This is a genomic window from Roseovarius gahaiensis (genome assembly GCF_011601345.1).
In the GTDB taxonomy this organism is placed as follows: Bacteria; Pseudomonadota; Alphaproteobacteria; order Rhodobacterales; family Rhodobacteraceae; genus Roseovarius; species Roseovarius gahaiensis.
This window is the reverse complement of record NZ_JAAORB010000037.1, coordinates 20,928-27,329: the sequence shown is the minus strand read 5'-3', so window position 1 is coordinate 27,329 and position 6,402 is coordinate 20,928. Positions and strand designations below refer to the sequence as shown.

Sequence of the window (6,402 nt, the reverse complement as noted above, 5' to 3'; positions counted from 1 at the left end):
GACGACGTCATCCGGCAGTACCTGGAATTACATTCCTCCAAGTGATGCCTCCGGCGTCAGCCGGTGGTCCTTCACTGCAGCAGGGTTTCGTCGACCTCCACCGCTGGCAGGGTCGAGCGGTTCAATTCCACCACCCAGCCGGTCTCGCCCCGGATGACGATCAGGTCGGGTTCGCGTTCCGACACATCGTTGACGACGAAATCTGCACCGGGTTTCGGGTTCAGGCTGCGCAGTTGCTTGAGCGGCGCGCGTAGATCATCCAGCCCACAGCCACAGGCCCGCGCCAGCCCGGCCAAGTCCGCCGCAGCGAGGCGCGGCAGGTTGTCGAGCACCTTGCGGAAAAGCGGTGTCATGAGCCCTTGGTCTTCGGCCTGAAGCGCCAGGCATTCTGCAAGGGAGCGGGCGAACAGTCCGGCGGGTTCGACCTGCTGGATCGCGTACAGCATTTCTTCCGCGGCCTTGTCATCGAGCCCGCAATCGGCCGCGATCTCATCCAGCGGATCGGCTAGCCAGCCATTGGTTTCCAGGGCTTCGAGAAACCGGTCCGCCATCGCCCGATCGGTCGGATCCGGGAACAGGATGTCGAGCTGGGCCGAGACATGCCCATAGAGTGACAAGGGCTGGCTTTCGATCCGGGCGATCGGGTCGTCCTGATTGGCCTGGCCGCCGTCCGAGTAGGGCAGGGACGGCACCGCGCGGTGACGCTGGTTTACACCGATGAAAGGATTTTCCTCGGCTTCCTTTTCGATATAGCGCTGCAGATCCATGTTGGACAATTGAAGCAGCGAGATCGCCTGTTGCATGACACTGGTCATCACAAGCGACTGCCCCTGCATCTGACGATGTATCAATTGCATATTCATAATCTTTCCCGACCATATTTTTTCCGACTTGCCTTAAATCCTGCACCGGCGTGCCGTTGGAATAAATGCAATCAATTTGACAGATCCGGTGTCGAAAATCGGTAGCGCAAACCGACACCTCCAAGCCTATGGCACAAAATAAAAAACCCCGACGATAGCGCCGGGGTTCTTAAGATAGCGTCGGGTTTTCGACATCAGCGCAGCAGGCTGAGCACGTTTTCCGACGACTGGTTGGCCTGTGCAAGCATCGCGGTGCCGGCCTGCTGGAGAATCTTTGCCCGTGCCATCTCGGACGATTCTTTCGCAAAATCAGCATCCATCACCCCCGAGCGCGCCGCTTCGACGTTCACGGTGATGTTGGTCAGGTTCGAGATCGTGCTGTCCAAGCGATTGGATACGGCACCGAGATCCGAGCGCGACTGGCTGATCTTCTGCAGAGCCACGTCGATCACCTTCAGCGCGTCTGCGGCCCCCTCCACGGTGGAGAGGTCGATGGCCGCAACGCTTTCAAGCTTGGAGCCGTTTGCAGCGGTGGTAAAGTGTTCGGTCGCGGCAGCGGCATCCGTAGAAACCGTGAACGCCTTGGTCGAGGTCATCTCGACTTCACCGGTCACGGCCGCGTTGGCTGTGGCCTGGCCCACGGCAAGGGTGCCGTTTGCAGTGCCATCGCCTTTCAAGGCCGTGACTGTAAAGTCGGTCGTGCTTGCTGTGGCGTTCTCGAGGATGATGTCATCGCCATTCGCGTCGTTCAGGACGATCGCGCTATTGTCGTTCTCGGCCATCTTCGCGGTGATGCCGGTCTGGCCAGACACCGCGTTGATCGCGTCACGCAGACCGCGCACGTCAGTCGCGTCGGTGATGCTGACCGTACCGATGTTGACAGTCTCGCCCGCAGTGGTGCCAATATCGAAGCTGATACTGTCGTCCTGAGTAAACCCGGACAACTGCGCCTTGGTCTCGGCCTTGGCTTCAATCCCGGTCCCGGCAGAGATCTTGTTCACTTCTGCAGCAAGGTCGCTGGCAGACTGGCCCGCGGTTGTGGTGATCGTGTCGCTACCCGCGAAACCTGTGAGGGTCAGCGTGGTGCCTGCGGCAACGGCGCTGTCGGTGCCGTCGGTCACGCTGACCGCACTTTGCACAGTGTTCGCGCCGATGTCGGTCGCCGCCGCGCTGTCGACATCAATATTTAGGACCTGGCCCGAGTCCGCACCGATCTGGAACTGCTTGCCCTCGAAGCTGCCGTCGAGAACATTCATGCCGTTGAACGTCGTGTCCTTGGCAACGCGGTTGATCTCGGTCACCAGTTGCTTGGCTTCCGCGCCGAGGTTGTTCCGGTCAGATGCCGTATTGGTGTCGTTGGCAGACTGCACCGACAGTTCGCGAAGACGCTGCAGCATGTTTGAAACTTCGACATGTGCACCTTCCGTGGTGTCCAGCAGATTCTTGCCATCGGTCGCGTTGCGCACCGCCTGGTTCAGGCCGGTAATCTGCGATGTCATCTTCTCGGCGATGGCCATGCCTGCCGCGTCGTCTTTCGCCGCGTTGATACGAAGGCCGGTGGACAGACGACCCATCGCCGCATTCATGTCCTCGTTGACGCGGGTCATGTTCGCCTGAGCCGTGATCGCGCCGATATTGGTGTTGATGGTGGTCATGGTTTCAGTCTCCTGAGTGTTTTCTGACGCTGGCCAGTGCTTGATTGACGCCGACCAGCGCTTGATCAAGGAAACGACTTGCCCCGAATTTGTTTAGTAAAAACTGCGCGCTTCACACTAACTACCTAAAATACATTCATAAATTTCATATCCGACCTTGGTACGGTTCTTGCTTGAATAACGGGGCGGGCTGCACCCGCCTTCAATGTGGTTCCAGGTTAGAAGGACCCGGATATGGATTTAGCTTCGATCATCGGTTTGGTGGGCGCGGTCGGAATGGTGATCGGGGCCATGATCGCGGCGGGGGGTCTCGGACCTTTCGTGGATACGGCGTCCTTGCTGATCGTGGTCGGCGGAACCTTCTTTGCCGTGATGTACAAATGCACGATGCCCATCTTCCTGCGCAGCTTCGGTGCAATGAAAAAGGTCTTCATGCCCAAGGCGCCGAACAGCGAAGGGCTGATCACCCGGATGGTCGAACTGTCGGACCTCGCCCGTAAGAAAGGGCTGATGGCGTTGGAAAATCAGGATGTGCCGGACCCGTTCTTTTCCAAGGGGTTGCAATTGCTCGTGGACGGGGCCGACGAGGCCAAGCTGGTCAAGCAGCTCAATCAGGAGATCAAGGCGATGAAGACCCGCCACGGGGAGATCCACGACGCGATCCGCGGCTGGATCGATATCGCCCCCGCGATGGGCATGATCGGCACCCTGATCGGGTTGGTGCAGATGCTGGGCAACATGGCCGATCCCAAGGCAATCGGCCCGGCAATGGCGGTGGCGCTTCTGACAACGCTGTATGGCGCCTTCCTGGCCAACGTGATCTTCGGACCGATCCTTGCCAAGCTTGAAGGCTACTCTGCGGTCGAGGTGCAGTATCGCGACATGGTCGTGGCTGGGTTGCGCAACATCGCCCGCGGAGAATCGGGACGGAACGTGCAGGAACAGATGGTCGCCGTTCTGCCGCCCAAGGTGCAAAGCAAACTGATGGCAGCCTAAGGATAGATCAATGGCGCGTGCTCCCATTCCGCTCCCGATGCCGTTCGAAGAGGCCGAAGAGGACGATTGCCCCAAGTGCCCACCGACCGGGGCACCGGCCTGGATGGCGACCTTCGCAGACATCGCCACGCTTCTGATGGCGTTTTTCGTGCTGATCCTGTCCTTCGCCGAGTTCAACAAGCCCAAGTTCAAGATGGTCGCCGGATCGCTCAAGCAATCTTTTGGCGTCCAGCGCGAAATCCCCGTCTTCGAACAGCCCAAGGGCACGACAGTGCTGGACCTTGAGTTCAGCCCCTCACCCGAGGTGGCGATCACCGAGGAGTTGAAGCAGGACACGACGGAGACCGAAGCCCCCGAGATCACCCGCCCCGAGACCGAGGACAAGGGGCCGGGCGAGGATGGCGACACGGGTCAGGACGCCTCCGAGGCCGACCGCGAGAAACAGGACGCCGCCGAAGCGCTGGCCGAGGCCATTCAGGACGCCCTCGAACAAGGACAGGTGCGCGCCGAAACACGGGACGGAGAGGTTGTCCTGTCGTTCCAAGCCCCCACCGAAGAAACCCTTGCCGAGCAGCTTGGTGCGGCAGCGGAGGCGCTCGAATCTGCCAAGGACAGCATGCAAGACGCCACTTCGGAGGTGATGATGGATGGGCTGGGCGATGCGCTGGCGCAGATCGCCGACGCCGTGCAAGAGCAAAAAGACACCGCCGAGATGCGCAACCGCGAGGGTCAGGCCGAACGCAGCGCCGCGCTGGCCGAGGCCGAGCTGCGTGTCGCGTTGCAACGGCAGGTGTCGCAAGGGCTGGTGTCGATCGAACAGCGCAAGGACAAGGTCGTCGTGACTGTCGGCGCGGGCGGGGCGTTTCCCTCGGGCGATGCCGACCTGACCGCCGAAGCGCGCGAGATCATGACCCGGCTTGCCTTCTCGGCGATGAGCGATGCCAGTAGCATCATCGTGACCGGGCACACCGATACAGTGCCACTGTCACCGACCTCGCCCTACCGCGACAACTGGGGGCTGGCAGCCGCGCGCGCCTCCTCGGTGGTGCGTGAACTTTCGGGGGCGGGCCTGATCGACCCCGAGCGTTTGACCGCCACCAGCCGGGGGGAATCTGCCCCCGTGAGCAGTAATGCAACGGCCGATGGGCGCGAAAAAAATCGCCGAATTGAAATTGAGATTAACTACTGAAGCCGTTCGACCGTTAACAAGGTATCACCAAGAAGAGGCTGAGCGTACTGATGGATATTCTGAGTTCCCTGAACACCGGCGGGTCCGGGCTGAATATCTCCGAATTGACGGAGACCTTGACCAAGGCCGAGATCGAGCCGCGCAAGTCCTTGATCACCCAGCGCATCGACACCGCAGAGCTGCGCCTGTCCGGCTATGAACGCGTGCGCGGGCAGACTGAAACGCTTAATGAAATGCTGGACGTGATGCGGCAAGCGTCACCGCTGGCGGTGCGCAGCGACACCTCCGGGGTGCAGGTTTCGGTTACCGATCCCGACGCGCTCGACCTGAAATCGGCGCAAATTGCCGTCGATCGGCTGGCCACGTCGCAGGTGCTGAACTTTGCAGGCTACGCCTCGGCCGATGCCGAGGTCGGGCAAGGCAGCTTGACGGTGGCTATGGGCAACTGGTCCGAGGACACGCCGCCCGTCTTCACCCCGGGCACCGCCACCGCGCAGACCATCACCTTTGCCCCCGGCAGCACCCTGGCTGATGTCGCCGAAGAGCTGAGCCTGCTTGACGGTGTCTCGGCGCGGGTCATCGACAGCGGCAACGGCACGTTCTCGTTGGGTGTCATCTCGCAGACCGGGGCCGCCAACGCGCTGCGGTTTTCCACCGATGCTGGCAGCGATCCCGGTCTTGCCACGCTGGATTTCGCCGCCGACCCGGCAGCGGTGCAGGTTCAGGCCGCCGGCAATGCCGAGCTGAGCCTCAACGGTATCCCCGTGACGCGCAGCTCGAACGAGGTGTCAGATCTTCTGCCCGGCGTGGATATCTCGCTCACCGCACCGACCACCACACCCGCCAGCATCACCGCGACCCCCGATACCGAGGGCTCACTCGAAGTGATGCAGGGCTTCGTCGACATGATCAATGCCACCCGGTCGCTCTTCAGCGATTTGACCGAGCGTGGCTTTGGCGAAGCCGACACCGCCGGGGACTTGGCCGGGGACATCCTGACCGAAAGCGTGATGCTTGGGATCGAGACCGTTCTTGCACGCGGCTTTGGCAGCACCAACACACATCTGGCCGACATCGGCGTGATGACCGAGCGCGATGGCAGCCTGTCGCTTAACGCGGCCAAGTTCACCGAGGCCCTGACTGAAAACCCGCTGCTGCTTAACCCGCTGATCCGCGATGACCTGACGGCCTCTGCCCCCAGTGTGCAGGTGGGCGGCGCCCCGGCTGGATCGCCGGAGACGGGGGCGGTCACGCTGACCCGCGACCCGGCGACCGGCGCGGCCAGCCTTGATGGTGTTGCGCTGATCGGGCAGGCGCAGGACGACGGCACCTGGCTCTATTCGGTCAATTCGGGACCGATGCGCGGCATCACCTTGACGGCCGCCGCCGACACCACCGCAGCCGAGATCGCGTTCCGTCCCAGCATGCTTAGCAGCCTGCAATCCTACCTGTCGGACACCATCGACAACGGCACATTGCTGGAACAGCGCGAAACCACGTTAAAAGAGACAATCGCCGACGAGTCCAGCGCGCTCGAAGCTCTGGACACGCGCAGCGAAGACCTGCGCGCGCGCTACTTGTCCCGCTTCACCGAGATGGAGCGGATCATCACCCAGTTGAACTCGACCGGGGATTACCTGACCAATCTCATCGACGGATGGAATTCCGACAACTGACGCCGCGCGCCCCTGTCTGATTC

The 6,402-nt window shown here is 61.5% G+C and carries 5 protein-coding genes; 3 read left to right on the top strand and 2 right to left on the bottom strand.

From position 1 onward, the window contains the following. Positions 1–71: 71 nt before the first annotated feature. Entirely contained in the window at positions 72–863 is a 792-nt protein-coding gene (locus HAT86_RS13940) for an RNA polymerase factor sigma-54 (protein ID WP_167199041.1), read from the bottom strand. Between the two features lie 194 nt (positions 864–1,057). Further along, positions 1,058–2,518, bottom strand: a complete 1,461-nt coding sequence (locus HAT86_RS13935; RefSeq protein WP_167199038.1) for a flagellin N-terminal helical domain-containing protein — start codon at positions 2,516–2,518, stop codon at positions 1,058–1,060. Between the two features lie 234 nt (positions 2,519–2,752). Between HAT86_RS13935 and HAT86_RS13930 the strand changes: the two genes are divergently transcribed. The 3 genes from HAT86_RS13930 to fliD are packed head-to-tail and all read left to right on the top strand — an operon-like array spanning position 2,753 to position 6,379. Then, entirely contained in the window at positions 2,753–3,514 is a 762-nt protein-coding gene (locus HAT86_RS13930; protein ID WP_167199035.1) for a motility protein A, read from the top strand. Positions 3,515–3,524: 10 nt separating this feature from the next. After that, positions 3,525–4,703 carry a flagellar motor protein MotB gene (locus HAT86_RS13925; RefSeq protein ID WP_167199032.1) on the top strand — a complete coding sequence of 393 codons (1,179 nt, stop codon included), beginning with the start codon at positions 3,525–3,527 and terminating at the stop codon, positions 4,701–4,703. Positions 4,704–4,753: 50 nt separating this feature from the next. After that, positions 4,754–6,379 (top strand): flagellar filament capping protein FliD, encoded by a 1,626-nt coding sequence (gene fliD / locus HAT86_RS13920; RefSeq protein WP_167199029.1) that lies wholly within the window; start codon positions 4,754–4,756, stop codon positions 6,377–6,379. Positions 6,380–6,402 lie beyond the last annotated feature (23 nt).